General features: G+C 65.6%; 25 protein-coding genes. 7 read left to right on the top strand and 18 right to left on the bottom strand.

From position 1 onward, the window contains the following. Positions 1-33: 33 nt before the first annotated feature. The 3 genes from DES52_RS04015 to DES52_RS04005 all read right to left on the bottom strand — a co-directional run bounded on the left by DES52_RS04015 (position 34) and on the right by DES52_RS04005 (position 4087). Complete coding sequence (locus DES52_RS04015) at positions 34-1089, bottom strand: RodZ domain-containing protein (RefSeq protein WP_110885477.1); 1056 nt, start codon at positions 1087-1089, stop codon at positions 34-36. Between the two features lie 118 nt (positions 1090-1207). Beyond that, positions 1208-2119, bottom strand: coding sequence for an ABC transporter permease (locus DES52_RS04010; RefSeq protein ID WP_110885476.1), 912 nt, complete (start codon positions 2117-2119; stop codon positions 1208-1210). Then, complete coding sequence (locus DES52_RS04005) at positions 2120-4087, bottom strand: ABC transporter permease (protein WP_245900676.1); 1968 nt, start codon at positions 4085-4087, stop codon at positions 2120-2122. A gap of 87 nt (positions 4088-4174) precedes the next feature. Here DES52_RS04005 and ndk point away from each other — a divergent pair, with 87 nt between their 5' ends. Continuing rightward, positions 4175-4591, top strand: a complete 417-nt coding sequence (ndk, locus tag DES52_RS04000) for a nucleoside-diphosphate kinase (protein WP_110885475.1) — start codon at positions 4175-4177, stop codon at positions 4589-4591. Positions 4592-4666: 75 nt separating this feature from the next. Further along, positions 4667-5827, top strand: a complete 1161-nt coding sequence (locus tag DES52_RS03995; RefSeq protein WP_110885541.1) for a pyridoxal phosphate-dependent aminotransferase — start codon at positions 4667-4669, stop codon at positions 5825-5827. A gap of 49 nt (positions 5828-5876) precedes the next feature. On the opposite strand, the gene DES52_RS03990 is transcribed toward DES52_RS03995, so the two are convergent. Next, entirely contained in the window at positions 5877-6245 is a 369-nt protein-coding gene (locus tag DES52_RS03990) for a hypothetical protein (protein WP_110885474.1), read from the bottom strand. A 124-nt stretch (positions 6246-6369) separates the two neighbouring features. Between DES52_RS03990 and DES52_RS03985 the strand changes: the two genes are divergently transcribed. Next, positions 6370-7137, top strand: a complete 768-nt coding sequence (locus tag DES52_RS03985; protein WP_110885473.1) for an AIM24 family protein — start codon at positions 6370-6372, stop codon at positions 7135-7137. A 56-nt stretch (positions 7138-7193) separates the two neighbouring features. Beyond that, entirely contained in the window at positions 7194-8102 is a 909-nt protein-coding gene (locus DES52_RS03980; protein ID WP_110885472.1) for an L-lactate dehydrogenase, read from the top strand. A gap of 107 nt (positions 8103-8209) precedes the next feature. On the opposite strand, the gene DES52_RS03975 is transcribed toward DES52_RS03980, so the two are convergent. From DES52_RS03975 to DES52_RS03910, 14 genes are all read right to left on the bottom strand, one after another. Beyond that, on the bottom strand, positions 8210-9463 hold the full coding sequence (locus DES52_RS03975) for a lactate 2-monooxygenase (RefSeq protein WP_110885471.1): 1254 nt from the start codon (positions 9461-9463) through the stop codon (positions 8210-8212). Positions 9464-9474: 11 nt separating this feature from the next. Then, positions 9475-9948, bottom strand: a complete 474-nt coding sequence (locus tag DES52_RS03970) for an NUDIX domain-containing protein (protein WP_110885470.1) — start codon at positions 9946-9948, stop codon at positions 9475-9477. Positions 9949-9970: 22 nt separating this feature from the next. Then, positions 9971-10693, bottom strand: a complete 723-nt coding sequence (locus DES52_RS03965) for a hypothetical protein (RefSeq protein WP_110885469.1) — start codon at positions 10691-10693, stop codon at positions 9971-9973. A gap of 47 nt (positions 10694-10740) precedes the next feature. Continuing rightward, entirely contained in the window at positions 10741-11154 is a 414-nt protein-coding gene (locus tag DES52_RS03960; RefSeq protein ID WP_110885468.1) for a thioesterase family protein, read from the bottom strand. 64 nt (positions 11155-11218) lie between these two features. Continuing rightward, entirely contained in the window at positions 11219-12013 is a 795-nt protein-coding gene (locus tag DES52_RS03955) for an ABC transporter permease subunit (RefSeq protein WP_110885467.1), read from the bottom strand. After that, positions 12003-12923 carry an ABC transporter ATP-binding protein gene (locus DES52_RS03950; protein ID WP_110885466.1) on the bottom strand — a complete coding sequence of 307 codons (921 nt, stop codon included), beginning with the start codon at positions 12921-12923 and terminating at the stop codon, positions 12003-12005. The genes DES52_RS03955 and DES52_RS03950 overlap by 11 nt, the downstream gene beginning before the upstream one ends. Positions 12924-13074: 151 nt before the next feature. After that, positions 13075-14010, bottom strand: a complete 936-nt coding sequence (locus tag DES52_RS03945) for a DUF2268 domain-containing putative Zn-dependent protease (RefSeq protein ID WP_245900675.1) — start codon at positions 14008-14010, stop codon at positions 13075-13077. A gap of 10 nt (positions 14011-14020) precedes the next feature. Then, positions 14021-14791, bottom strand: a complete 771-nt coding sequence (locus DES52_RS03940; protein ID WP_110885465.1) for a MerR family transcriptional regulator — start codon at positions 14789-14791, stop codon at positions 14021-14023. Between the two features lie 72 nt (positions 14792-14863). Beyond that, positions 14864-15499 (bottom strand): response regulator, encoded by a 636-nt coding sequence (locus tag DES52_RS03935; RefSeq protein WP_110885464.1) that lies wholly within the window; start codon positions 15497-15499, stop codon positions 14864-14866. Further along, positions 15496-16488 carry a DUF4097 family beta strand repeat-containing protein gene (locus tag DES52_RS03930; protein ID WP_110885463.1) on the bottom strand — a complete coding sequence of 331 codons (993 nt, stop codon included), beginning with the start codon at positions 16486-16488 and terminating at the stop codon, positions 15496-15498. The genes DES52_RS03935 and DES52_RS03930 overlap by 4 nt, the downstream gene beginning before the upstream one ends. Further along, complete coding sequence (locus tag DES52_RS03925) at positions 16485-18191, bottom strand: sensor histidine kinase (protein ID WP_110885462.1); 1707 nt, start codon at positions 18189-18191, stop codon at positions 16485-16487. Before DES52_RS03925 ends, DES52_RS03930 begins: the two co-directional genes overlap by 4 nt. Before the next feature lie 55 nt (positions 18192-18246). Then, positions 18247-19527: a phenylacetate--CoA ligase PaaK gene (gene paaK / locus DES52_RS03920; protein ID WP_110885539.1), complete on the bottom strand. Its 1281-nt coding sequence runs from the start codon at positions 19525-19527 to the stop codon at positions 18247-18249. A gap of 41 nt (positions 19528-19568) precedes the next feature. Then, the gene (locus DES52_RS03915; RefSeq protein WP_110885538.1) at positions 19569-20771 is read right to left on the bottom strand and encodes a thiolase family protein; all 1203 of its coding nucleotides are present in this window, start codon (positions 20769-20771) and stop codon (positions 19569-19571) included. A 5-nt stretch (positions 20772-20776) separates the two neighbouring features. Beyond that, on the bottom strand, positions 20777-21991 hold the full coding sequence (locus DES52_RS03910) for a 3-hydroxyacyl-CoA dehydrogenase NAD-binding domain-containing protein (RefSeq protein WP_110885461.1): 1215 nt from the start codon (positions 21989-21991) through the stop codon (positions 20777-20779). 123 nt (positions 21992-22114) lie between these two features. On the opposite strand from DES52_RS03910, the gene polA reads away from it, so the two are divergent. The 3 genes from polA to DES52_RS03895 all read left to right on the top strand — a co-directional run bounded on the left by polA (position 22115) and on the right by DES52_RS03895 (position 26062). Next, entirely contained in the window at positions 22115-24646 is a 2532-nt protein-coding gene (gene polA / locus DES52_RS03905) for a DNA polymerase I (RefSeq protein ID WP_110885460.1), read from the top strand. A gap of 53 nt (positions 24647-24699) precedes the next feature. Next, complete coding sequence (locus tag DES52_RS03900; RefSeq protein ID WP_110885459.1) at positions 24700-25182, top strand: DinB family protein; 483 nt, start codon at positions 24700-24702, stop codon at positions 25180-25182. A gap of 316 nt (positions 25183-25498) precedes the next feature. After that, positions 25499-26062: a DUF2231 domain-containing protein gene (locus tag DES52_RS03895; RefSeq protein ID WP_110885458.1), complete on the top strand. Its 564-nt coding sequence runs from the start codon at positions 25499-25501 to the stop codon at positions 26060-26062. The last annotated feature ends 30 nt before the right edge of the window (positions 26063-26092 follow it).

Below are 26092 nucleotides of genomic sequence, written 5' to 3'. Positions count from 1 at the left end.
GTGCTTCTCCTGGAGGCCACGCTAACACGCGCGTCAGGGGAAGGCACGCTCCAAGACTTGGCCGATCGTTCCGAGTGGCACACCGGCGACCGTGACGGCACCCGCCGAACCGACGCGTACGTGCACGCCCTTCGGAAAGGCGCGCGAGGATCCCACGGCGGGAACGCCCTCGAACAGCACGCGCCCGTTCGCATCGGTGACGCGTACCCAAGACTCGCCGACGAAGCTCAAGGTGACGCCCCCCTCGGTCTCGGTGGGCTCGACCGCTTCTTCAGGTTTGGCGGCAGCTTCAAGGCGTGCCATCCCTTCGGCGTCGGCGGAAGGGACGGGATCGGTGGGAGACACGACGCCAGGCGTGAAGCTCGGCACGAACCGCCCCGAGGAGTTCATGTTGACGCTTTGCGCGGCGAGCTTGCTGCGAAGGTGCATGTCCACGATGGTGGACGCGTCGGGACTCGCCGTCGGCTTGAGGGTGACGCGCCACCAGCGGCCGCTTTGGAGGGTCACGGGTCGCACGACCGGCTTGTACGCGTCACGCTCGACGCGCAGTTCACCCGAGGCGCGCGCTTGCAGCGGAAAGCTGCGCACGGGCGTCGTTCCGAGGAAACGGTTGTCGAGATACACGCGGGCACCGCTCGGATCGCTGTCGATCGTGACCCGCACGTCCCCTCTCGCCGCCTGCGTGACTTGCGGTGAGGTGACGGTCTTCGATCCTGTCACTTCGTGCGATCGCCACGCCGCGTACGCCCACCAACCGAGGGTGGCGAGGACGACGACCACACTGACGCTCGCGGCGACCAAGCCGACGGGAACGACGACGCCTCGGCGGCGAGGGGTGACGGTCGAGGCGGCGGGCACGGCGCGATCGAAGTTCGCGAGAAGCGAGGTGGCCTCCACGCCGAGTTCGGCCGCGTAGCGCAGCAAATAGCTGCGAGCGTACGGACGTTCGGGAAGGGACGAGAAGTCGCCTTCTTCGAGGGCGCGCAGGAATTCCGCGCGAATGCTCGTGCGTTTGGACACGTCCGCGAGGGTCCATCCGCGCGCTTCCCGAGCGGCTTTCAATTCGTTTCTCGGCGTGGCGTCCCGCATCGCCCAAACGCTAGCACGCGCATTCTTTCCGGCTCTGAGAGAAAGCCGCCATACATGAGAAAGGGCCACCGTGTTCGACGGTGGCCCTTCAGACGCGTGAAGACGACTTCAAGCTCTCTCAGGCGTCGTACGGCTTGCCGACAGCGCGAGGAGCGCTGGAGCGGCCGGTGAAGACGAGCGCGAGGATCGTGATGAGGTAAGGAAGTGCCTGCACGAGGCCCGACGGCAAGTACTGCTCGCCGCCGAGGCGAATCGCCAGGGCTTGCAGGAAACCGAAAAGCAACGTCGCGCCGAGCACGCCGAACGGACGCCACTTGCCGAAGATCAGCGCGGCGAGCGCAATGAAGCCTTGACCGGCGGCGAGGTTCTGCGTGAACGACGACAAGTTCCCGATCGAAAGGAACACGCCCGCCGTACCCGCCAGGAGGCCCGAGATGATCACGGCGCTGTACCGCATGCGGCGCACGTTGATGCCCATGGAGGCACTTGCCTCGGGCTTTTCACCCGTCGCGCGCAACCGCAGGCCGTACGGCGTGCGGTACAAGACGTACCAAGACGCGATCACCGCGAGAAACGCGAAGTAGACGGGCGGGCTGAAGCGGAAGTCCCCGATGCCCCATAAGGGCAAAGCGTTCTGCACGGGTTCCGACTCGGTCGCGCTTCCGTACAAAGCTTCGAGCAACACGGGCGGAAAGCCCAGCGCGAGCAGGTTGATGGCGGTACCACTGATGATCTGGTCGGCGCGGTACTTGATGGAGATGACGGCGTGAATCCACGCCATGAAGCCGCCGGCGAGGGCTCCCGCTACCCAGCCGATCCACGGCGCGACCCCACCGACGGAACCCTCGATTTGCTGCGTCACGACCGCTCCGCCGAGCGCGCCGAAGATGATGATGCCTTCGAGGGCGATGTTCACGATGCCGCTGCGCTCGGAGTACAAACCGCCGAGCCCGGCGAGCAACAAGGGCACCACCGAGCGGACGAAGGTCGCGAGGAAGGACAGCGACAGCAAGCTCAGGAAGAAGTCCATTTACGCGTCCCTCCCGTCGTTCTCGGGATTCGCGGCGGGTCTGGCGCCCGGCCCCTCGCCGAAATTGCCACTCGTGTTCACGGGTTTGGCGCCCGACACCTCGCGGTTCTCGGCGCTCGACAACGTCACGTTCGGCGTGGCGAGGGCGGGCGGCGGATTCGTGATGCGGCGCGACAAGAAGCCGCCCGCGGCGATGAACAGCACGATGAGGGCCTTGAGGACCGTGACGATGTTGCGGTCGATGTTTTGCAGACGCTGCGATACCGTCAAGCCGCCCGTGTCGAACGTTCCGAACAGCACGGACGCGGCGACGACGCCCGCCGGAGTGCTTTGACCGACGAGCGCGACGGTGATGCCGTCGAAGCCGACGTTCGCCGGGATGTTCTGGCGCAGACGGTACTCGTCGAGCGCGCCGCCGAGCACGTAGTGCGTGCCGCACAAGCCCGCGAAGGCGCCCGCGATCGTCATGGCGAGCAGCGTCGAACGCGCGACGTTGATGCCGCCGTACTCGGCCGCTTTCGGCGCGAAGCCCACGGCGCGAAGCGCGTAGCCTCCCGACGTGCGCCACATGTACACCGAGAAGAACACGGCGCTCGCGAGGGCGATGAAGAAGGAGATGTTGAGGTTACTGCCCGCGATGTCACCCGTCGCCACGAAGCGGGCGCCCACGAACGGCCACAGCACGACGAGCGCCGCGAGGCTCGCGAGGAGCGAAAGCGCGAAACGCTGCTTGCGGCGCGCCAACACGAGAAAGTACATCAACGCGAACACCACGAGCGCCACGAGCGGCGACAACGGCAGGAAGGCGGGCTCGTTGATCTTGAAGCCGAGCAACTCGGGAATCTGCGGCAGACGCGCCCCGACTTGCAGTTCCTGTGAGCGGGCTTCGAAGCCTTCGGCACGGAAGGGCAGGTTGTACGTGCGCCCGAAGAACGGAAAGGAGTTCTGCCCGATCAAGAAGATGAAAATCGCCGAGGCGATGTAGTTGAGCATGATCGTGTTGATGACTTCGCTCACTCCGAAGCGCGCCTTGAGGAAGCCGGGAATCGCGCCCCACAACGCCCCGCCGATCGCCGCCGCGATGACGGCGACGGGCAGCAGCAACCAAGCCGGGAAGGGCAGGTACACCCCCACGGCCGTCGCGAAGATGGCGCCCATCAGGATTTGCCCCGAGCCGCCGATGTTGAAGAGGCCCGCGCGAAACGCGAACGCGACCGAAAGGCCCGCGAAGATCAGGGGCGTCGCCAGGGTCAGCACTTGAAAGAGGCCGCCGATGTTCGTGAGGGGCGCGAAGAGCGTCGTGTACACGAACCACACGAGGTCGAACTTGCCGTACCAGTTGACCGCCGACGTGAGCGGCGAAAGGGTCGGCACGGGCTGGATGATCAGCACGACGAGCGCGCCCACGAGGATCGCCAAGGCGAGGGCCACGAACGGCACGAGCACTCCACGCAGGCGGTTGAGGCGGTGGTACCACGTCGGAAAGGCGCTGACGCCGGCCAGCAAGCCCGTCGCGCCCGCCGCGAGCGGCAAGAACCACCCGACGTTCATGCCGCCCGACACGTACTGAATGCGTTGCCTCGGAAAGCCTTGCGCGAGAAGGGTGTTGATCGCCGTCGAAAGCGACGCTTCGAACAGCCACGCCGAGCCGATCGCGAAAAGCAAGGTCAGCAAGCCGGCGATCCACATCCAGCGGGCGCGCGTGAGGGCCGCGACGATCGTCAGAACGAGGGCCGCCAGCACGCCCCACCCGAGGGCGACGGCGCCGCCGACCGAGGGGAGATTCTGCGTGCCGAGACCCGCGATGTCCAAGGCTCGACCCGGAAACAGCAGCAGCGTTCCCGAACCGTTGAAATTGCGCCCGTACGTCGCGTAAGGCGCCGCGAACATCGCCACCGCTGCCAAGACGGCGAGCGTGAGCGTGAGGTACGCGGCGAAACGCGAAGGGCGTTCAGAGAAGCTCGTCACCCGAGTATTGTACGCAGTTTAGACAACGCGTCGACAGGTCGGAGCCCATCGCGTAGGCGTCGTGCATCGTGTAGGCTGATCGGCGGTATGGAACGCACCTTTGCCATGATCAAACCCGACGGCGTGCGCCGCGGGCTTACCGGTGAAATCCTCGTCCGCCTCATCAAGAAGGGCTACCGCGTCGTGGGCCTCAAGCAACTCGTGATTTCGCAAGAACTCGCGCAGCAACACTACGCCGAGCACAAAGAGCGCCCCTTCTTCGGCGAGCTCGTGTCCTTCGTCACGTCCGGTCCCGTCGTCGCGATCGCCTTGGAAGGCGAAGGCGTCGTGGCGGGCCTGCGACAGATGATGGGCGCCACGAATCCCGCCAACGCCGCCCCCGGGACCTTCCGCGCCGATTACGCCACCACAATCGGCGAGAACATCATTCACGGCAGCGCCAACGAACAAGACGCCGAGCGCGAACTCGGCTTGTTCTTCGGCTCGGAAGAACTGCTGCAGTAACGCTTGTGTATGGCACCCCCTGAACGCCCGTCTTCGCGTCGTTAGACTGAGCCGAGCTTTCAGGGGGTGCCTTTCGTGTTCAACGTTCGACTGTCTTCAAAAGTCCAGAGTCTCAAGCCGTCGTCGACCGTCGGGGTCGCCGCCAAGGCCCTCGAGCTTCAACGCGCGGGCGTGCACGTCATTTCGATGGCGGCGGGCGAGCCCGACTTCGACACGCCGCCGCACGTCAAGGAAGCCGCGCACCGAGCGATTCGGGAAGGCAAGACGAAGTACACGCAAGTGCAAGGCATTCCGGAATTGCGTGAAGTGATCGCCGAGAAGTTCCGACGGGAAAACGACTTGTCGTACACGCCCGATCAAGTCATCGTCAGCACCGGCGGCAAGCAAGCTCTCTTCAACGCGTTCCTCGCGTTGCTCGATCCGGGCGACGAGGTCATCATTCCCGCGCCGTACTGGGTGAGTTACCCCGAGATGGTCTCGTTTGCGGGCGGCGTGCCCGTGGCGGTCGACACGCGCCCCGAAGACGGCTACGACGTCGATCCCGAGGCGATTGGCGCGGCCATCACGCCGCGCACGAAAGCGATCGTCCTGAACTCGCCTTCCAACCCGACGGGCGCTGTGTACCCGGAAGCGATTTTGCGGGCCGTCGCGGACCTCGCGGTGCGGCACGGTCTGGTGATCGTCACGGACGAGATGTACGAGCACATCGTGTACGACGCGGCGCACGTGTCCATCGCGCGTTTCGCTCCCGAACACACCCTCACCGTCAACGGCGCGTCCAAGGCGTACGCCATGACGGGCTGGCGCATCGGGTTCGCGGGCGGCCCTTCGAACCTCGTCAAGGCGATGAACGCCATCCAAGGGCAAAGCACCAGCAACCCGTCGACCATCTCGCAATACGCGGCGTTGGAAGCCATCCGCGACAGTCGGGCCTTCATCGAGGAGGCGCGCGGCAAGTTCCGAGAACGCCGCGACCGAATCGTGGTGGGTCTGAACGGCCTCGGTCTTGCCACGCCTTTGCCGCAAGGCGCGTTCTACGTCATGGCCGACACGTCGCGCCTCGCCTCCGACGAACTCGAGGCGGCGCGGCTGCTGCTCGACGAGGCGCGCGTCGCGGTCGTGCCCGGCACGGACTTTCGCGCGCCGGGACGGGTACGCCTCTCGTACGCCACGAGCCTCGAGAACATAGAGGATGCCTTGTCGAGAATCGGAAAGTTGATGGGCGTCGGCGTTTGACGCGTCGCTCGCCGCCGCCTCTCCCAAGGGAGAGGCGGTTTTTGCATCTTCAGGACAGCGTCGTTTCCGTCTTGTCCTGCCAGTCCGTGAGGTTGTACGCGGCGAGAACCGTTCCGAACAGCATCAGGAAGTAGTTTCTGGCCTTCGGGTCGGCAGTCGCGCCCGTCAGGTACGGCAACGCGAGGAGGGCGGGCGCGCTCAGGAGTTCGATTCTGCCGTGCATCGGGAAAGGAATTTTTTTGCTGAGTCCCAGCGGCATGTCGGTGAGGGCCGACACGGCGAGGTACGTGCCCGCGAACGCCCACGAGATGGTCTTGGCGGCGGGCGGCAATTTCAGCAGGGCGGGCGCGGCGAGCATGAGGGCGACGGAGCCGTAGTCGAGCACACCGTGGGCCATGGGTTTGATAGGTCCGCTCATGTCGTCATGGTGCACACGAAGCGCGGATTCATGATTCGAGCGCGGCGAGAGAGGTCGGGAGAAGACTTGCAACTTTCTTGAGCTTCGCGTCGTACGTTACAAGTGAAGTTCAAGGAGGCATGAAATGACGTACGACAGCGGAGACGCCAGCCAAAGTTTGCAGCAGTTCCTCAACGAGACCGCCGAACGCGACCGTCCGGGCGACGTGTTCGAGCTCGAAAGCTCGAAGATGCTGGAAGTGAAGGTACGCGGTCGCATTTGGAGCAAGCTCGGCGCGATGGTGGCGTACAAAGGCAACCTCAGCTTCCGGCGCGAAGGCATGATGGAAGGCGGCCTCATGAAGGCCCTCATGCGGGCCGTGTCGCAGGAGATGTCACCGCTCGCGAAAATCGAAGGGCAAGGCGTGTGCTACCTCGCCGATCAAGGCAAGGAAATCACGATTCTGCGGCTGCAGGGCGACACCATCAACGTGAACGGCAACGACTTGCTGGCCTTCGAGGACACCGTTCGCTACGACGTCACGTTCTTGCGGCGCGTGGCGAGCATGATGTCGGGCGGCTTGTTCAGCGTGCGCCTCTCGGGCAACGGCATGGTGGCCATCCTCAGTCACGGCAAGCCCCTCACGCTGAGGGTGACGCACAACGAGCCCGTGTTCACCGACCCGAACGCGACGGTCGCGTGGAGCGGAAACCTGCAACCTCAGCTGCGCGTGGACTCCAGCCTCCGCTCCATCTTCGGGCGTGGCGGCGGTGAAACGTACCAGATGGTCTTTCAAGGCGACGGATTCGTCGTCGTGCAACCGTACGAGGAGTTCGAGCAGGGCCTCGGCGGCGGTGGCGAGCAAGGGCAAGGCGGCGGCTTGGGCCGCGCGATGAAGGACATCTTCGACTGAGCGTGCCTTGGCGCGACTCGTAACGAGCGTGTAATTCCGACTTTTATGCTGCTGATATGAAAGTCGGAATCGTGGGAACAGGATTCGTCGGTGCGACCGCCGGGTACGCCATGGTGCTGCGCGGCAGTTGCACCGAACTCGTCTTCGTGGACAAGAACGAGGCGCGCGCGCGCGCCGAGGCGGCGGACATCGCGCACGCCTCGCCCGTCAGCCACGCCGTGCGCGTCTCCAGCGGCGGCTACGAAGCGCTCGCGGACGCGCGCCTCGTCGTTCTAGCGGCGGGCGTCAACCAGCAACCGGGCGAAACGCGGCTGCAACTTCTGGGGCGCAATAAGAAGATCTTCGAGGACGTCGTGCCGAGCGTCTTGAAGTTCGCGCCCGACGCCGTGCTGCTCGTCGCCACGAATCCCGTGGACGTCATGACGGACCTCACCGTGCAAATCGCGGGGAACGCCCAGCGCGTCATCGGGTCGGGCACCGTCCTCGACTCCGCCCGCTTCCGCGCGCTCGTCGCCGAGCGCGCCGACGTCGATCCGCAAAACGTCCACGCGTACGTCCTCGGAGAGCACGGCGACTCGGAAGTCCTCGCGTGGTCGAGCGCCTCCATCGCGGGCATCACCGTGCCGGATTTCTTCGCTCGGCGCGGCACGCCGTGGAACGACGACGTGAAAGCCGAGATCGACCACGGCGTGCGTCGCGCCGCCGCTGAGATCATCTCCGGCAAGCAAGCGACGTATTACGGCGTCGGCGCGGCCCTCGCGCGCATCGCCGAGGCCGTCGTGCGCGACCGCCGCGCCGTCCTCACCGTGAGCGGCCCGACGAAGTACGGCGTGAGCCTCTCCCTTCCGAGAATCGTGGGCGGCGACGGCGTTCTGGAGACGCTCGAACCACTCCTGTCCGGGGAAGAAGAGCAGGCGCTGGAGCACAGCGCGAACGTCCTGAGAGAAGCCGTCGCGCAACTCTGAAGGCCCCTCCTCTCCCCTTTCCGCAGAGAAGAGTTCGCTTCGCGAGAGTGACGCTCGGTCAACACCCTCCCCCCGAGTTCCTCACGAAATCGCGCGGCCTTCCAAACTCAGGAAGACGAGCTTCTCACCATCGCGCGGTTCACGTCGGCGAGCGAGCCGCAGCCCGCGAGGCCCATCGTCAAGTCGAGCTCGGCGAGCACGTTCTCGATGACGTCGCGCACTCCGTCGGCTCCGGCGAGGGCAAGGCCGTAGACGTACGGTCGGCCGAGCAGGACGGCCCGCGCGCCGAGCGCGAGCGCCTTGAAGACGTCGGCGCCCGACCGCACGCCCGAATCGAACAAGACGGGCGCGGCCCCGGCGGCCTCGACGACGTCGGGCAAGGCGTCGAGCGCGGCGACCTCGCCGTCGATTTGTCGTCCGCCGTGGTTCGAGACGATGAGGCCGTTCACGCCTCGCCCAACCGCTTCGCGCGCGTCGTCGCCATGAAGAACGCCTTTGAGGAGGATCGGAAGGCGCGTCATCTCGCGCAGGCGGCTCACGTCGTCCCAGCTCAAATCAGGACGCGAGTATGTTCCGACGAAACGGGCCACGGCGGCGCGCATTTTCTTCAAGTCGAGGTCGAATTGACGGCCTTTGACTACGAGGTCGCGGGCGACGAGCGCGAGCGCCGGGGAGCGCGGCGGCGACTCGCTCGGCGAGGCGTCCTCCCGATCGAGGCGAGCGCGAAACACGGGGTCGCTGAGGTACTGGGCGATGCCTTGTCCGCGCAGAAACGGCAGGCTCCCGAGGTTCAAGTCGCGTGGACGCCATCCCAGCAAGGTCGTGTCGAGCGTCAAGACGATCGCTTCGCAACCGCACGCCTCGGCCCGCTTCACGAACGAGCGGGTCACGTCGTCGTCAGTGCTCCAGTACAGCTGAAACCACCTCGGCGCGTCCTTCATGACCTTCGCGCACGCCTCCATCGGGGAGGAGGCTTGCGAGGAGAACACGAAGGGAACGCCCGTGGCGGCGCTCGCCTTCGCCACGGCGAGGTCCGCCTCGGAATGCGCCGCTTCCAACACGCCGATCGGAGCGAGCAGAAGCGGACTCGGCAGCGTGCGTCCGAAGAGGGTGACGGACGAATCGCGGCGGTCCAAGCCTCTCAGGACGCGCGGAACGATGGTGTAGCGCTCGAAGGCGGCGCGGTTGGCGCGCATGGTCGTTTCGAGGCCGGCGCCGCCCGCGACGTACGCGTAGCCGCGCGGCGTCATCTTCTCGTGCGCCGCTCGCTCCAAGCGCGCGAAGTCCGTGGGCACGCGAGGCTTCTCACCGCCGAGGCCGCGCACGTACAGCCGCGTTTGCCGAGAACGACCGAGGCTCATCGACTTTGGCCTCAGATCGGGTAGTACGTGCGCGGATTGCCCGCCAAAAAGTCGCGGGTGGGAATCCAGATGAGCGGGTGGCGCTCCTCGATTTCCGGCGGCGGACCGTAGCGCACGAGGTTCAAGACGTCCGCGAACGGCACCCATTGCGCGCCCAGCACCTCGGGGTCCGTCGGGTGGATGTCACCGCTGCACTTCGCTGTGAAGCGCCCGAAAGTCGCGTATGTGTGGTGCTTGCTTCCCGACAGGATCTCCCCTTCGAGCAGGCTGACGAAATCGAGGTCTTCCACGTCCAGACCCGTCTCGACCTTCACTTGCCGCACGGCGGCGTCCGCGAGGGATTCGCCGCCGTAGGCCTTGCCGCCCGGCAGGCCCCAGAAGATGCTGCCATCGTCCATGCGCTCGGTCACGAGCAGCAGATGGTCGTTCTGCACGAGGTAAACGTGCGCGGCCCGCTTGATGGGCAAAACGCGAGAGAGGTTCATGTGAACTCATTCTAGGCAGTTCTCAACTTGTCTGCTGAGAGCCGGAGTTCACGGAGGAATCACGCACCGGGAAATCACGCACGATCTCGTACGGCTGCGTTCCGTTCTGGCGAAGCAACGTCACCGTGTCGAACTTCAACGTCGAGTACAACTCGAAGCGCTCGTCGAAATCTGCCGCGAGCCCTTCGGCGTCGCCTCCGCCGTACGGATCGGCGAGCGTGAAGTGCGGCTCCCAAGTGTCGAGACCGCGCGGTGTGTGCAGCAAGGCGATGCGCGCCTTTTGGTGCGGCTCTTGGTACTTCTCGCCCGAGCGCATCGCTCGCTCGAAGGAACTGCCGGTCACGAACCGTCCCAGGCGCGCGAGCAGCAGGACGTGCAGGGCGTGAAGCGCCGAGTTCGGGTCGAAGCGGTGCACGATCACCTCGCCGCCGTCCCACGTCTCGATACGTCCGTTCGAGAGTTCGAGGACCGACGAGGGCGAGAGGGACGCGAGACACGCTTCGATTTCGCGTTCGATGTCCGGAAAGCTCGAAGGGGCGCAGTCGAAGGCTTCGACGATCGTCGCGTGGAAGCCGAACGGACCCGCCTTTGACACCCACTCGGCGCGCGTGCCGGGAAGTCGTTCGACGTCGCGGCGTGCTCTCACGTCGTAGCCGAGCGCGGCGCTGCCAAGTCGGTAGTACGGGTCCTCGGCGGGCGGCACGAGGTACACGGCGAAACGGACGGAGTCGGCCGGGGCGCTCATGACGGGCAGCCTACAGGGTCGACGTCACCTTCGAATGTACGGAGTCTTCACGCGTTCTCGAAACGGCGCCGCAACGCCTCGAAGTTCTCGTCGATGCTGGCTTGCGGCAAGATCACTTGGGTCGTGGTTCCCGTACCGATCACGTCGCCGAGGCTGCTGACGGCCTGCATCGCCGCGTACACGCGCCGACCCTCCTGCCGCTCGAACGTCGCCGTGACCGTGACCGTCATGCCGGGAAGCGCCGAGGCGAGGTGCTTGACGTTCACTTCGAAGCCGATGCCTTGCTCGCCTTGCTCCAAGAAAGGCAAGATGATCTTGCGGCCCGCTTCCTCGAAGTGCTTCGCCATCCAGTACGTCGCGTAGACAGGGTGAATGCGTCCGAGTTCCTCGAAGTGGACGGTCATCTCGTTCGTGACGAGCACGGTCAGCGTCTGTGTGAAGCCGTCGGGAATGACTTGCATGGACTGACAGCATAACAAGCGTCCGCTCGGCCACGAACGGGCGAGCGGACGAAACCGAGCGCCGTTACTTCGCCAAGTCGCGCCGCGCGAACGGCGCGGTCGCCAGCGCCACCAGCACGCAGCCCGCTCCTAGCAGCACGAGCGAGTTTACGGCGTGCGCGCCCGACAAGAAGGGGTTTTCGCCGACCGCGTACCAAAAGGGAGTGAACTCGCGAACGTCGCGAAGAGCGCGCACTTGCGGCGCGAGCGAGTGCACGAGGTAGCCCGCGAGCGTCACGGCGAACGCCACGCCGGACGCGAGGGCGGCGCGCCCCGTGGCCGCTCCGACCGCGAGGGCCAACGCCCCGAAGGTCCAAGCGAGCAAGGTGACTTGAGCCGTCGCGGCGAGCAGGGCGCCCGCGTCGAGCTTCGCGCCCACGAGGAGGGCGCCGAGCCAGGAGATCACGCCGACGCTCAGGCCGAGCAAAGCGAGATTGACCGCCAAGGCGAGCGTGCGGCCCGACAGCACGCCGAGTCGCGAGACGGGCTGGGCGAACAGCAGTTCCAAGCGGCCTTCCTGCTCGTCGCGGGCGATGGCGCGCGCACCGAAGTTGATGGCGTAGATGGAGAGCGTGAGCGGCAGCAACAAGCTGAACGACCGCGCCCACGCGTATCCGCCAGGCGAGATGAAGTCGTCCGCGCCGAAAGCCGTTCGAAACGTTTGCGGAAGCCGCTCGAGCAGGCGCGTGATGTCGGGGCTGTCGCGCACGAGGGGATAGAACATCCAGTTCATCAAGACGAAGGCGCTCAGGCCGACGGCCCACCCCAAGGTGGAGCGCCACGTCGTCGCCACGCGGTCACGAAGCACTTCAAGCCACATGATTCACTCCTCGCTCGCCGCTCGGCGCTTGATAGAAGGACAGAAACGCTTCCTCCAAGTTCGGCTCGGAACCGCGGATGTCCAGCACGGGGTAGGCGCTCGCGGCCTTGAGCAGGGCGTCCGCGCCGCCCGCGAGCACGCACGACACGACGTTGCCGAGAACGCGCACGTCACGCAGCCCTTCGATGGACGCGAAGACCGCTTGCGGAACGGGGACGGCGAAGCGAATCTCCAAGCGGTGCGGCAACCGCGCCTTCACGTCCGCGACGCTCGACACCATCACGAGCTCGCCCGCACGAATGATGCCGACGCGGTCGGCGACGCGGTCCACTTCGCTCAAGACGTGCGACGACAAGAACACGGTGCGGCCCTCCGCGCGCGCTTCTTGAATGAGCGCGTGCACTTCCTCTTGCATCAGCGGGTCGAGCCCGTCGGTCGGTTCGTCGAGGATCAGCAGTTCCGGGCGGCTCATGAACGCCGACACGAGCCCGACCTTCTGCTTGTTGCCCTTCGACAGGGCGCCGATCGGTCGGGAGACGTCGAGATCGAGGCGCCGTGAAAGGTCGAGCGCGTACGCCACGTTCTGCACGCCGCGCAGACGCGCGTAGAACGCGAAGAGGTCGCGCGGCGTGCGACGCGGCTCGAAAACGAGTTCGCCTGGCAGGTAACCGACGCGTCGGCGGATGTCCACGCTGCGCGTCGCCACGTCGAGTCCCAGCACCCGCGCTTCGCCGCTCGTCGGGCGCAAGAAGCCCAGCAGGGTGCGAATCGTGGTGGTCTTGCCCGCCCCGTTCGGGCCTAGAAAGCCGAAGATCTCACCTCTTCGGATCTCCAGCGTCGTCGCCTGCAATCCACGATCGCCGCCGTACCGCTTGCTCAACGCCCGAAGCTCGATCACCGTGTTCGTCATATCGCTCTCCTTGCACGAGGAACGTGTCCTCAAAAGCAACGGGTGGAGCCAGCTTTGAACTGACTCCACCAAGTCGGCCTATGGGGGCCGGTCCCGTCGCGTTGAGTTCACTCTACGTCGATGAGGAAACAATGGCAACAAGCGAGAATGCTTACCGCACGGCGGCGTCCGCGAGGACTTCGTCGAACCAACCGGACGCCGCCACGATCTCGCGCCACGGACGGTACGTCGCTTCCACGACCGACCAGCCCGAACGACGAAGCGCCTCTCGCACCATACGGTAACCCATCGCGTACCCGGCGAAGTCGGGCACGCCCTGCGCCTCGAACTGGTGTTCGCTTGCCGCCCAATCACCGAAGATGAAGCCGCGAACGACGTTCCAATCCTGCGAAAGCAAGGCCTGAGCGAAACGGGGCCGCACCGCCCGGACTTCCGCCTCGCTCAGGCCCGTCGTCCAATGTCCGAGCTTTTCTTCGCCGTGGAAGTGCGCGGCGAACGCTTCAGCCAAGCCTTCTGCCACCAGGTACTGCCCTAAGGTCATGGGCCAGGGCGGCTCGAAGGCGAAGCGAACGTTGTGGTGGAACTCGTGCGTCACGATCGCGGGCAGGCGCGGCAAGTTGAACTCGGTCGGCCAAGCGAGCAGCAGCGACCAGCCCGGTACGTTCCCGACGCCCGTGTACGAACCGAGCCGGGCGTCCATGCCGTCCGGGTCGGCGAGCACGAACGACATGTTCGCGCCGGGAAGTCGCAGTCCGTGTCCGACGGGATCGAGCGCGTCCATCGCTTCCTGGAACGCCGAGACGCACGCCGCCCACGTTCCGGCCCGCTCCAGTTCGGCGAGCGCCGTGAGGCCGCGCTCGGCGCCCAGTTCCGGACGGTAGAAGCGAAAGAGCCTCGCCACGTCGAGCGGCTCCGTGACGTCCCGCGCCATCGAACCCATGAACCTCAAGCTCGGCTCCCACAAGGGGCGCAGCGGTTCCATCACTTCTCGGACGAAGGTGCCGTCACGCTCGTCCTTGGGGGCTTCGAGCGCCTTGCGCAGGCCGTCGAGCGCCTTCACCGTCCGCATGTTCAACGTCGTTTCCACGGCCGTCCTCCTACTTCGCCGCCGCGCGATTCGCCGCGACGTACGCTCGCGCCGCCGCCGATTGGTACGCGGCGAGCCCGTCCCGCGCCTTGTCGATGTTCTTCGTGAAGCGGTGGTCTTCGGTCCACATGCGCGCCAGCCCGTCGAACATGTCGAGCGAGCAGTCGTAGAACCAGTGGTCGATCAGCAAGCGGTGCCGTTCGGAAACGGCGGCGGCCTTCGGCGACTCGGGTGGCACGCCCTCGTCGAGAAGAGCGACGTACGCGTCCGTGACTTCCTGCATCTGAGCTTTGAATCGCGCCCAATCGGCCTTGGTGTAGCGCTTCACGCGCTCTTGCGACTGGCGGTACGCCTTCGTGTCTCCCCAGCGTTCCTTCGCTTCCTCCTCGTACTCGTCCGGGTCGAACCCGTCGAACAACGTCCCGACTCGTTCATCTGCCATGACCGTTCCTCCTTCCGTGGAGGTGATGAGGGCGTCGAGCGTGGCGAGCATGCGCTGCTCGCGCCCCACGCGCTCGGCGAGAAGTGCTCGTTGGCGCTTCAAGGCGCCGAGACGGTCGAACTCCGGGCTTTGCATCACGCGGCGAATTTCGTCGAGCGGAAAGCCGAGGTCTCGGTACACGAGCACTTGATACAGCCGCTCGACGTCTTCACGGGTGTACAAGCGGTAGTTGCCTTCGCTGCGTCCCGACGGCGACAGCAAACCGATCTCGTCGTAGTGGTGCAGCGTTCGCACGCTCACCCGCGCCATACGCGCGACCTCTCCGACCGTTCGAAGCATTTCCTCACCTCCTGCGGGCAGCGTAGAGCCTCACGTGACGTGAGGCTCAATAAGCGAAGGCACCTAGCGAGTTCATGGGTCGAGCGTCGCGATGCCAACTTTTAGGGCGTACAGCGCCGCTTGGGTGCGTGACTCCACGCCGAGTTTGCTCAGGAGGTTCGACACGTGCGTCTTCACCGTCGGCTCGCTGACGCCCAATTCCACGGCGATCGCCTTGTTCGTGAGGCCGTGCGCGATGCGCTGCAAAATCAAGGTTTCCCTCGGCGTGAGGTGCTCGCGCATGTCGGGCGCGCGAAACTCCCGCACGAGCCGCTTGGCCGCCTCGGGATGCAGGCGCACTTCGCCCCGCGCCGCCGCGTGGATCGCTTCGCCGAGCACGTCGCTCGACGCGTCCTTCAGCAGATACCCGATGGCGCCCGCGCGAATCGCGCCGTTGACCTTGTGTTCTTCGAGGGCGCTCGTGAGCGCCAAGACTTCCACGTCGGGAAAGCGCGAGCGGATTTCACGCGTCGCCTCGATTCCGTCCATCACGGGCATCATGAGGTCCATCACGACGACGTCGGGTTGGACGCGCTCCACCATCGCGACGCCTTCGAGGCCGTTGCTCGCCTCGCCCACGACTTCCAGCGTGTCGTCGAGCGACAAGTACATCTTCAAGCCGGTCCGGACGACGTCATGATCGTCCACGAGGGCCACTCTCACCGTCATTGCTCCACCTCCCGCACGGTCACGTCTCCCTGGCGACTCTCGGCCCTCACGATCAGCAAGGGACCACGTCCTCGGTGCACGTACGACGCGCCCTGTCGCTCGAAGCCTTCGGGCACCACGACGTCTCCGAATCTCATGTGCGCGTCGACGCGCACGTTCGCGTCTTTCGGAACGCGCACCGTCACGTCCCCGAACTTCGAGAGCACGTCGAGGGAACTCGCCGCCCTGATCTCGGGCACCTCGATTTCGGCCTCTCCCGACTCGGTCCTCAAGACCGCCTCGAAGCGCGCGGGCAACGAGACGTCCAAGTCGCCGAACTTCGTCTGCGCGCGCACGTTCGTCGCCTTCGCGTCTCGAAGGTCGAGGGTGATGCGCCCGACTTCACCGCGCACGTCCAAAGTTCCGCTCGAATCGACGCCCGTCACGCGCGTCTCACCGAAAGTCGCGTCGATCCTGGCCGTCACCTCGTGTTCGGGAAGGATCAGGTCGAGGTCCTCTCCGCCTCGCCGAACGCTCAACGACTCCACGCCCGTGCCCCGCAGGTCGAGCGAGGTCTCGCCGAATCCTCCTCGAACGTCGAGGTCGATCGGAAGGGCCGAAGGAAGGTTCACGTCAAGCCGTTGCCGATCGGAGTGGGCCCTGAACAGCATGCTCGCCCTTCGAGGATCGTCGACCCGCTGGGTGTACTGCACCGTCTTGACGCCGTTCGCCGTGGAAACCGTCTCTTTCAGCGTGCCTTCCAGCTCGGCTTCGCCCGTCAAGGTGCGCGGCCGTCCCGCCTGCACCCGGACCGCCCCGATGCGCGTGTCGAGCGTGATCTGGGCCGCCGTGACGCCGTTCATGTCCTCGGAGACGACGTGCGAGGCAAGTCGAACCGGAGGCAGGGGCTTCAAGCTGACTCGAAAGGCGACGCCGCACGCGGCGAGCAGCGACAAGCTCACGAGAACACGAACCGCGACGGCCCGCGGATGCGAAACGGGCAAGATCATGCGACGACTCCCGGCAGCCGTACGGCCACGGTCGTTCCCGCGCCGAGGTGAGACGTGACGTCGAACGACGCTCCGACGGCGATGGCGCGCTCCTTCATGCTCTTGAGGCCGAGCGTGCCGTTGCGTGAAGCGCTCGGGTCGAAGCCGATGCCGTCGTCGACGATCGTGAGGGTCAAGCGGCCCTCGTCATCGTCGAGTCGAATTCGGACGTTCGTGGCCTTCGCGTGCTTCACCGCGTTGTGCGCCGCTTCTTGGGCGATGCGGTACAAGGCTCCCTTCACGTCGCCGCTCACCTGGGGTTCCTCGGGCGCTTCGAGGACGGCGTCGAGCTTGTAGCGAGCCTTCAAAGCTTCCGCGAGGCGCGCGAGGGCGGGCGTCAGTCCGCCTTCTTCGAGCGCGTCGGGCCGCAGAGCGAACAGCAAGGCTTTCATCTCGCTGGCCGCTCCGTCGGCGAGGCTCACGGTGTACTCGAGGCTTTCGCTCGCCTTCGCGGGGTCGCGCTGCAGTTGCGCCCTTGCCGTCTTGGCGCCGAGGGCGATTCCGTACAACGCCTGCGCGACGCTGTCGTGAAGTTCGCGCGCCATTCTCGCGCGTTCTCGCTCGGAAGCTTCGGTGCGGGTGCGCCGCAAGAGGTCGTCGAGGCCGATGGCGGACGAGGCTTGATCGGCGACGGCGCTCCAGAACTCGATTTCCCGGCGTGACGGCTCGCGTCCGTCGAGAAACACGACGGACAGTTCGCCAAGCGTCTCGTCTTTCCCGACGGTGAACAAGGCGAGCGTTCCGAGCTCCGTTCGCGTGAGGCGGGCGTGTCCGATGGCGGGACGCGTCGTGAGGTCGTGCAGGACCGACAGCTGCTCGGGGGCGCCTTCGGGCAGACCGTGACTCGTCAGGACCACCTCGTCACGGCGCACGAGGGCGCCCGCCGCGCTCGTCGCCTCCACTCCGTGCGCGAGCAGTTCACGCAGCGTCTGCTCGAGATCGCCGGAAAACGCGACGCTGCGCGCGCCCTGCTGCAAAGCCTTGACTTCCCGCTCGGCAACGACGCTCTCGCCGAAGGTCGTGAGCAGCGCGAAGCTGAGCGCGCCCCAAGCGCGGGCGAGCAAGTTGAGCACGGTGACGCTCAAGACGAGCAAGGCGACGCCGCCGATGAACAGCGCGCCGAGCGTGAACGACGTGAACGAGAACGCGCCCGTTTCGATCCAGACGGGCGATGACCATCGCGGCCCCCACGTCAGCGCGAGCGGCGCGGCCATCATGCACACGGTCGCGGCGAGGAGGACCACCGTGAGGACGAAGCTCACGATGCCGAACGGGAACTTCAGCAGCAGGTACAAAAGCGCCTTGTACGTGCCCGCGTCGGACAAGGTGACCCTCGCCCACTCCCACCAGTTGCTCGTCCGCACGAGCGGCTTGGGCCGTTCGAGCGGCACGCCGAGCAGGGCGCTTCCGAGCGAACGCTCGAGGTTCGCGCCCGCCAGCACGAACCAGAGCGTGCCGAGCAGCACGAACGCTCCGGCGACGATCACGAACGTTCCCGCACCGACGCTGAGACCCGCGATGATGCCGACGAAGTACAAGATTCCGAGGGGAAAGCTCAGAAGCAGGTACACGAGGCGTTTGTACGTGGCGGGGTCGAGCAACTCGCCGAAGTACGTTCGCAGCCATCCGAACGATCTCGATTCGGCCTTCATGACATCCATCATGCCCCGAGCGTACGAAGCTCGGGGCGAAGTGTCATCGTTCGAAAGTCGCGGCCGCTCAGCGATCGCCGCGCAAGTCCGTCACGCGCTTGAGCTTTCCCCCCTCGGAGCGCGGCAAGCTGCCGGGCTCGCAAAGTTCGCACTCGATGGTCACGCCGACGTTCGTCTTCACGAGGCGCACGATCTCGGCGCGCAAGGCGGGATCTTGCGCGCCGCTCTCGACTTTGAGCGTGAGTTCGTCCATGAGGCCCGTGCGCGACAAGTAGATGTGGTAATGCGGACTGACTTCGCCCATGTGCAGCAGCACCGCTTCGAGTTGGCTGGGATAGACGTTCACGCCGCGCAAGATGATGAGGTCGTCGCTGCGACCCCGAATCATGTCCATGCGGCGCGCCGTTCGGCCCGTCGCGTTCGGCTCGGCGATGAGGCGCGTGATGTCGCCCGTCCAGTACCGCAAGATCGGCATGGCGGTTCTCGTCATGGAAGTCAGGACCAGCACGCCGTACTCGCCGTCCGGAACGTTCTCGCCCGTGTCGGGATCGACGATTTCGGGGTAGAAGTGGTCTTCCCACAAGTACGAGCCCGCTTGCTCGGTGACGTCCTCGTTGCTGACGCCCGGACCCATGATCTCGGAAAGGCCGTAGATGTTCGTGGCCTTCACGCCGAGCTTCGCTTCCACGTCGCGCCGCATCTTCTCCGACCAAGGCTCCGCGCCGAGAATCGCGTACTTCAGCGAGTTGTCCTCGGGGCGGTAGCCTTGGCGGTGCAGCGCCTCGGCGAGCACGAGGGCGTACGAGGGCGTGCAGGCGATGATCTCGGGCTGGAAATCTTGGATGATCACCACTTGCCGTTCGGTGCCGCCGCCCGACACGGGAATGGTAGACAACCCGAGGCGTTCCGCTCCGCCGTGCAGGCCGAGTCCGCCCGTGAACAAGCCGTACCCGTAGGCGTTGTGGAACATCATGCCGGGCCGCGCGCCCGCCGCGTACAAGCTTCGCGCGACGACTTCCGCGAACACGTCGAGGTCGCTTTGATCGTAGCCGACGACGGTCGGCTTGCCTGTCGTGCCGCTCGACGCGTGCACGCGCCGAAGCTCGCGCTGTGGCACGCTCAGCAACCCGAACGGGTAGTTGTCGCGAAGATCGGACTTGCGCGTGAACGGAAAGCGAGAGAGATCGTCGAGGCTTCGCAGGTCGTTGGGCGTGAGGCCCGTTTGGGCGAAGCGCTCGCGGTACATCGGAACGCGCTCGTTCAGCCGAGCGACCGTCTCCTGCAAGCGGGCGAGTTGGTGCGCTCGAAGTTGCTCGATCGGCATGGCCTCGGCGTGCGGATTGAACATGGACTGAACGGGCGTTTCAAGCATGTCGGAACCTCCGGAGCTCAAAGGCGTTCGATAACCGTGGCGATGCCTTGACCGACCCCGATGCACATCGTGGCGAGGCCGAACTGGCCGCCCGTACGTTCGAGTTCGTGCAGCAGGGTCGTGGCGAGGCGCGCTCCGCTCGATCCAAGCGGGTGGCCGAGGGCGATGCCGCCGCCGTTGGGGTTGAGGCGCGGATCCTCGGCGTCGATTCCGAGGTCGCGTAACACCGCCAAGCTTTGCGCGGCGAAGGCTTCGTTGAGCTCGACGGAGTGCAAGTCGGCGATCGAGAGGCCCGCGCGGGACAAGGCCTTTCGGCTGGCAGGAACGGGGCCGATTCCCATGACACGCGGCGGCACTCCGGCGACGGCGAACGTCCGCACGACCGCGCGCGGCTTCAAGCCGTGCGCCTCGGCGTACTCTCGGCTGGCGAGCACGAGCGCCGCCGCGCCGTCGTTGAGTGAGCTGGAGTTTCCGGCGGTGACGCTGCCGCCCTTGCGAAACACGGGACGCAAGTTCGCGAGGGTCTCGAGGCTCGTGTCGGCGCGCGGTCCCTCGTCCTTGGAGACGGTGACGCTGCCTTTGCGTCCCACGACTTCGACGGGCACGATTTCGCGGCTGAAAAAGCACGACTCTTGCGCGCGCAGGGCCTTTTGGTGGCTGCGCAGCGCGAAGCGGTCTTGCTCCTCGCGGGTGACGCCGTACTCCTCGGCGAGGTTCTCGGCGGTCTCCCCCATCGCTTCGGTGCCGTACAAGTCACGCATCTTCTCGTTGACGAAACGCCAACCGAGGGTCGTGTCGTAGATCGTGGTGTTGCCCGTCGCGTACCCCTTCTCGGGCTTCGGCATGGCGTACGGCGCGCGGCTCATGCTTTCCACGCCGCCCGCGACGTACACGTGTCCTTCGCCCGACAAGATGCTCTTGGCGGCCGTGTTGAGGGCGTCGAGACCCGAGCCGCACAAACGGTTGATGGTCGCTCCGGGCACCTCCACGGGCAGACCGGCGAGAAGGGCGGCCATGCGGGCGACGTTGCGGTTGTCCTCGCCCGCTTGATTCGCGCAGCCGAAATACACGTCCTCGATCTCGAGGGGCGAGATTCCGGCGCGAGCGACGGCTTGCTTGATGACGAGCGCGGCGAGGTCGTCGGGACGGACGCTCGCGAGGCCGCCGCCGTGCTTCCCGACGGGCGTGCGGACGGCGGAGAGGATGACGGCTTCTTGCATGGAATTCACTCCTGATAAAACGACGGTTCGCCTGCTTTCACCACGCGGCGCAGCAGGGGGTGGGGACGGTAGCGATCCTCGCCGTACTCCTCGTGGAGTTCCGTGAGGACCGCCAAGACGCGCGGCAAGCCGAGTTCGGACGCCCACAGCAAGGGGCCGCGCGGGTAGTTCGTGCCAAGCTTCATCGCCGTGTCGATCGTGCGGGCGTCGGCGACTCCGTCGGCGAGGGCGCTCACGGCCTCGTTGATCAGCATCGCGAGGATGCGCGTCGAGATGCGTTCGGCGAACTCCAGGGACACTTCGGGCGCGAGACGTTCGCTTTGCTCCTCGCCGTACTCGTAAAAGCCCTTGCCGGTCTTGCGGCCGAGTCGTCCGGCGGCGACCATGCGCGCTTGGATGGGGTGCGGGCGGTACTTCGGATCGTGGAAGAACGCCTCGTACACGCTGACGGTCGACGCGAAGTTCACGTCGAGCCCGATGAGGTCCATCAACTCGAACGGCCCCATCCTGAAGCCGACGCCGCGCATGATCGCGTCGATGGTCGGCGCGTCCGCTACGCGCTCGCCGAGAAGACGCAGCGCTTCGCCGTAAAAGGGCCGCGCGACGCGGTTCACGATGAAGCCGGGCGTGTCTTGGCAAACCACGGGCGTTTTGCCGAGATCGCGTGAAAGCTGAGCGACGACCGCGACCGCTTCCTCGCTCGTCTCCTCGCCTCGAATGACCTCCACGAGCGGCAGGACTTGCGCGGGATTGAAGAAGTGCATGCCGACGACGCGCGACGGATCGGCCAAGCCGCCCGCGATGGCGCTCACGAGCAAGGTGGAGGTGTTCGTGGCGAGAATGGCGCGAGGACACATCGTTTCGAGTTGAGAGAACAAGCTCTTCTTGAGGTCGAGGCGTTCGGGCGCCGCTTCGATCACGACGTCCGCGCCTGCCAAGCCGTGAAGGTCGGTGACGCCGACGAAGTGCATCAGCAGGTCGGCAGGATCGGCGCTCAACTTGCCCTTGGCCCCGAGCTTCTCCAAATTGCGCGCGATGCCCGCCTGCGCTTTGGCGAGTTGCTCGGGTGACACGTCGTAGAGGGCGACGCGAAAGCCTTTCGTGAGGGCGAGTTCGGCGATGCCCGCGCCCATCGTGCCCGCCCCGACGACCCCGATGGCCGCCACCGTCCTGGTCGGTCCGTGCGCGCCCGTTTCGTTGGACGTTGAAGTCTGCGACATTTGCCGCCAGTCTATAACGGGCGTTAGATTCGCGACGGCGAATCCCTTCACGCATCCGTTCGTACGGGAATGGAGGTGATTCATCGACGATTTCTGACGTCGGCGTACTGGTAGGCTGTTCTCATGACTTCCGCTCGTCCTTCCACCGTCGTCTTGGTCGACGGCCACGCGCTCGCGTACCGCTCGTACTTCGCGATTTCAAGCCTCACGACGAGCCGCGGCGAGCCCGTGCAGGCGGTCTTCGGTTTCGCGCGACAGTTGCTGCGCATGCTACGCAACGGCAACCAGCAAGTGATCGTGGTGTTCGACGCCCCCGCGAAGACCTTCCGCCACGAGCAGTTCGAGGACTACAAGGCGGGCCGCGCGAAGACGCCCGAGGACCTTCCGAAGCAGATCGACCGCATTCGCAAGCTCGTCGACCTCTTGGGCTTGCAGCGCTTCGAAATGCCAGGCTACGAGGCCGACGACATCATCGGGTCGATCACCCGCAAGGCGGAGAAGGAAGGCTTCGAAGTCCGCATCCTGACGTCGGACCGCGACGCGTATCAATTGCTCGACGACCGCGTGCGCGTGATCAACTCCAAAGAGGAGCTTCTCGGGCCCGCCGAGATCTTGGAGAAGTACGGCGTGACCGTCAAGCAGTGGGTGGACTACCGCGCGCTCACGGGAGACGCGAGCGACAACATCCCGGGCGCCAAGGGAATCGGGCCGAAGACGGCGTCGAAGCTTTTGCAAGACTACGGAACGCTCGACAAGGTCTTGGAGGAGGCGCAAGCCGGGACCCTCAAGCCCAAGAGCGCGCAGGAAAAGATCGCGGCGAGCATCGACGACGTGAAGTTCAGCCGCGAGTTGTCGTGCATGGTCACGGATCTCGACATCGACGTGGCGCTCGGCGTCCCGAGAGGAACGGTCGACCGCGACGCCTTGCTCAACGAGCTTCGCGACCTGGAGTTCAACTCGATGGTGCGCGACGTCGTGGCGATCGTGGGAAGCGGCGACGACGTGACCGCGACGGTGCCCGCCGAGCCCGACGCCGTGAAGATCGGCGAGTGGCAAACGCCGAGCGAAGGCGTCGTGTGGGGCTACCGTCTCAAGCGCGAGGACGACCTCACGGCTGAATTGCTGGAAGCGGCGACCTTCGACGGAGAGACGGCGCGCGTCATGCCCGAAGTGGACCTTTCGGAGTTCGTGGGACAACGGGAACTGGTCGGCGTGAACGCGAAGGCGCTCGCGACGCACCTGCTCATTCGCGGCGTGGACGTCCGCCCCGGCGAAGACCCGATGCTGATGGCGTACCTCCTCGATTCGGGCGTGACGAATCCCGAGTTGGCTTGTCAGCGTCACCTCAATCATCCGTGGCCCGATCAGGCGGCGGGACGAGCCGTGGCGGGCGCGCGCCTGCTCGCCGTCTTGCCCGAGAAGTTCGACGACTTGCGCAGGAAGCTCTACGACGACATCGAGAAGCCTTTGTCGGACGTCTTGGCGAAGATGGAGGTGCGCGGTGTGCGCATCGACGCCGAGCTTCTGAGGGGAATGAGCGTGGCGATGGGCGCGCGTCTCACGGACTTGGAGGCGCAAATCTACGAGCAGGCGGGCCGAGAGTTCCAGATCGGAAGCCGCGACCAACTCGAGACCGTCTTGTACGACGAACTCAAGCTCGCGACGAGCAAGAAGACGAAGCTGACGGGCAAGCGAAGCACCGCCGTCCAAGCGCTCGAACCTCTGCGCGACGAGCATCCCATCGTCGGCTTGATCTTGGAGCACCGCGAGCTCAGCAAGCTCAAGAACACGTACCTCGACAACATGACCAACCTCGTGAACCCCACGACGAACCGCCTTCACACGACGTTCTCCCAGACATCGGTCGCCACGGGGCGTCTCAGCAGCCTCAATCCCAACTTGCAGAACATCCCGATTCGCACGGACACGGGCCGCGAGATTCGCAAGGCGTTCATCGCCGATCCCGGCTTTTGCCTCATCTCGGCGGATTACAGCCAGTTGGAGCTGCGCCTCTTGGCGCACATCGCCGACGATCCGAAGATGCAGGAAGCCTTCAAGGAAGGCGCGGACATTCACCGCCGAACGGCGTCGCAAGTGCTCGGCGTGATCGAAGAGCTCGTGACGACGCAGCAGCGGCGCACCGCGAAGACCGTGAACTTCGGAGTCTTGTACGGAATGAGCGCGCACCGCCTCTCGAACGACCTCAAAATCAGTTACGTCGAGGCGCACGGCTTCATCGAGCGCTACTTCGCCGCCTTCCCCGGTATTCGCGCGTACATCGACCGTACCTTGGACTTTTGCCGCAAACACGGCTACGTCGAGACGCTCATGGGCCGCCGCCGCTACGTGCCGGAAATCAACGCGAGCAACAAGAACGTGCGTGAAGCCGCCGAGCGCGTCGCGTACAACATGCCGATTCAAGGCACGGCGGCCGACATCATGAAGCTCGCCATGGTGCGGCTGGAACCCGAGCTCTCGAATCTCGGGGCGCGCCTGTTGCTGCAAGTGCACGACGAAATCCTCGTGGAAGCGCCCGAGAGCGTCGCGGACGACGTCGCCGATCTCATTCGCCGCGAGATGACGGACGCGTTCGATCTCAAGGTGCCTCTCGGCGTGGAGGTCGGCGTCGGGCCGAACTGGTTCGACACGAAGTGAAGGCTACGCCATTCAGCGCATGGTGGGTCGAGCGGCGACGAGTACGGTGAGGCATGAGCGACCAAGCGTTCGTGACAGGCATTCTCGACATTCTCAAGGAAGCCGTGGAGGGCGGCGAGCCCGGCAAGGGCACGGCGTTTCTCGACGGCACGAAAGCCGATGGAAGCGGCAACCACGGTTTGTTGGCGACGCTGGACGGACTGGGTGCCGAGCAGGCGTCGCGCGTCACGGCGCTCGGAACGACCGTGGCGTCCCAGGCGGCGCACACGGCGTACCACATGGAAGTCGTCGTGCGCTGGGAACGTGGCGACCGAGGTCCGTTCGATTGGCCGAACAGCTTTCAACCGAGCGTCGTGGACGAAGACGCGTGGCGTGAGTTGCGCGACCGCGTTCGCCGCGCGTACCAAGACTTGCGCGCCTTGGCGACGAGCAATACGAATTGGGACGGTGACGAGCCCGGCGGTTTGGCGGGCGCGCTCGCGCATGTGACGTACCATCTCGGCGCGGTTCGTCAGCTCATCAAGTTGGCGCGGTGAAGCGGCGCGCCTTCCCCTTGAAGGGGAAGGCGTGAACGACCGAAGTCGCAGCTTGTCCCAAAAGGGAGCTCGGGCATTCGGCGAGCTTCGCGACGACTCCGACTTCCTTCAAAAACCGACGCTTTCAAAAGAGCCTCCGATAAAAGGAGCGAGCGGAAAGCGCCCTGAGTCGACGTTCAGGCCGGGCGCCTTCTCGCCGTCAGACGGTCCAGCGTGAGGAAGGCGGGCTCTTTCCGTGACGGTCGTCAGTGGGTGCCGAACGCGGTTCTCAAGATTGTATGATCGTCGCTGCGAGCGCGTCTCGCTACCGTGAGGCATGAACGCCAATACGTTGCCTCATGCCGTCGACACGCTCTTCGAACAGGCCGATTGGCTCGATCCCGTCGCGGACACTTTGTCGCAAGGCGTCGCGAAGGCCTTCGAGGCTGGCGGCTCCTTCGGGGAAGCCACCGAGGATTTGCTGCACGGACGTCCGATCGGACATCCGCTGCACCCCGTCCTCGTCGAAATTCCCGTCGGTGCCTGGATGACCGTCGGCGTGATGGACACCCTCGAGTTGCTCGGCGTGCAAGGGCTGGAGAAAGGGACGAACGCCGTCCTCGCCATCGGTCTTGTCGGCGCGGGCGGCGCGGTCGTGACGGGCTGGACCGACTGGCACGAAACGAAAGGCGTCGCGAAGCGCATCGGCGTGACGCACGGGTTGCTGAACGAGGTCGCGGGCCTCGTGTACGGCGCGTCTCTCCTCGCTCGCTTGAAGGGCAGGCGCCGACTCGGGCAGGCCCTCGCGTACGGCGGGCTCGCCCTCATCGGGGTGAGCGCCTACCTCGGCGGGCACTTGGTGTACAAGCACGGAATCGGCGTCGGCGGTCCGATGGACTGAAGCGATGAGCGATCAGCCGTCGGCTCGAAG

The sequence above is a fragment of the Deinococcus yavapaiensis KR-236 genome (assembly GCF_003217515.1).
In the GTDB taxonomy this organism is placed as follows: Bacteria; Deinococcota; Deinococci; order Deinococcales; family Deinococcaceae; genus Deinococcus_A; species Deinococcus_A yavapaiensis.
This window is presented reverse-complemented; position numbering and strand designations above follow the sequence as displayed.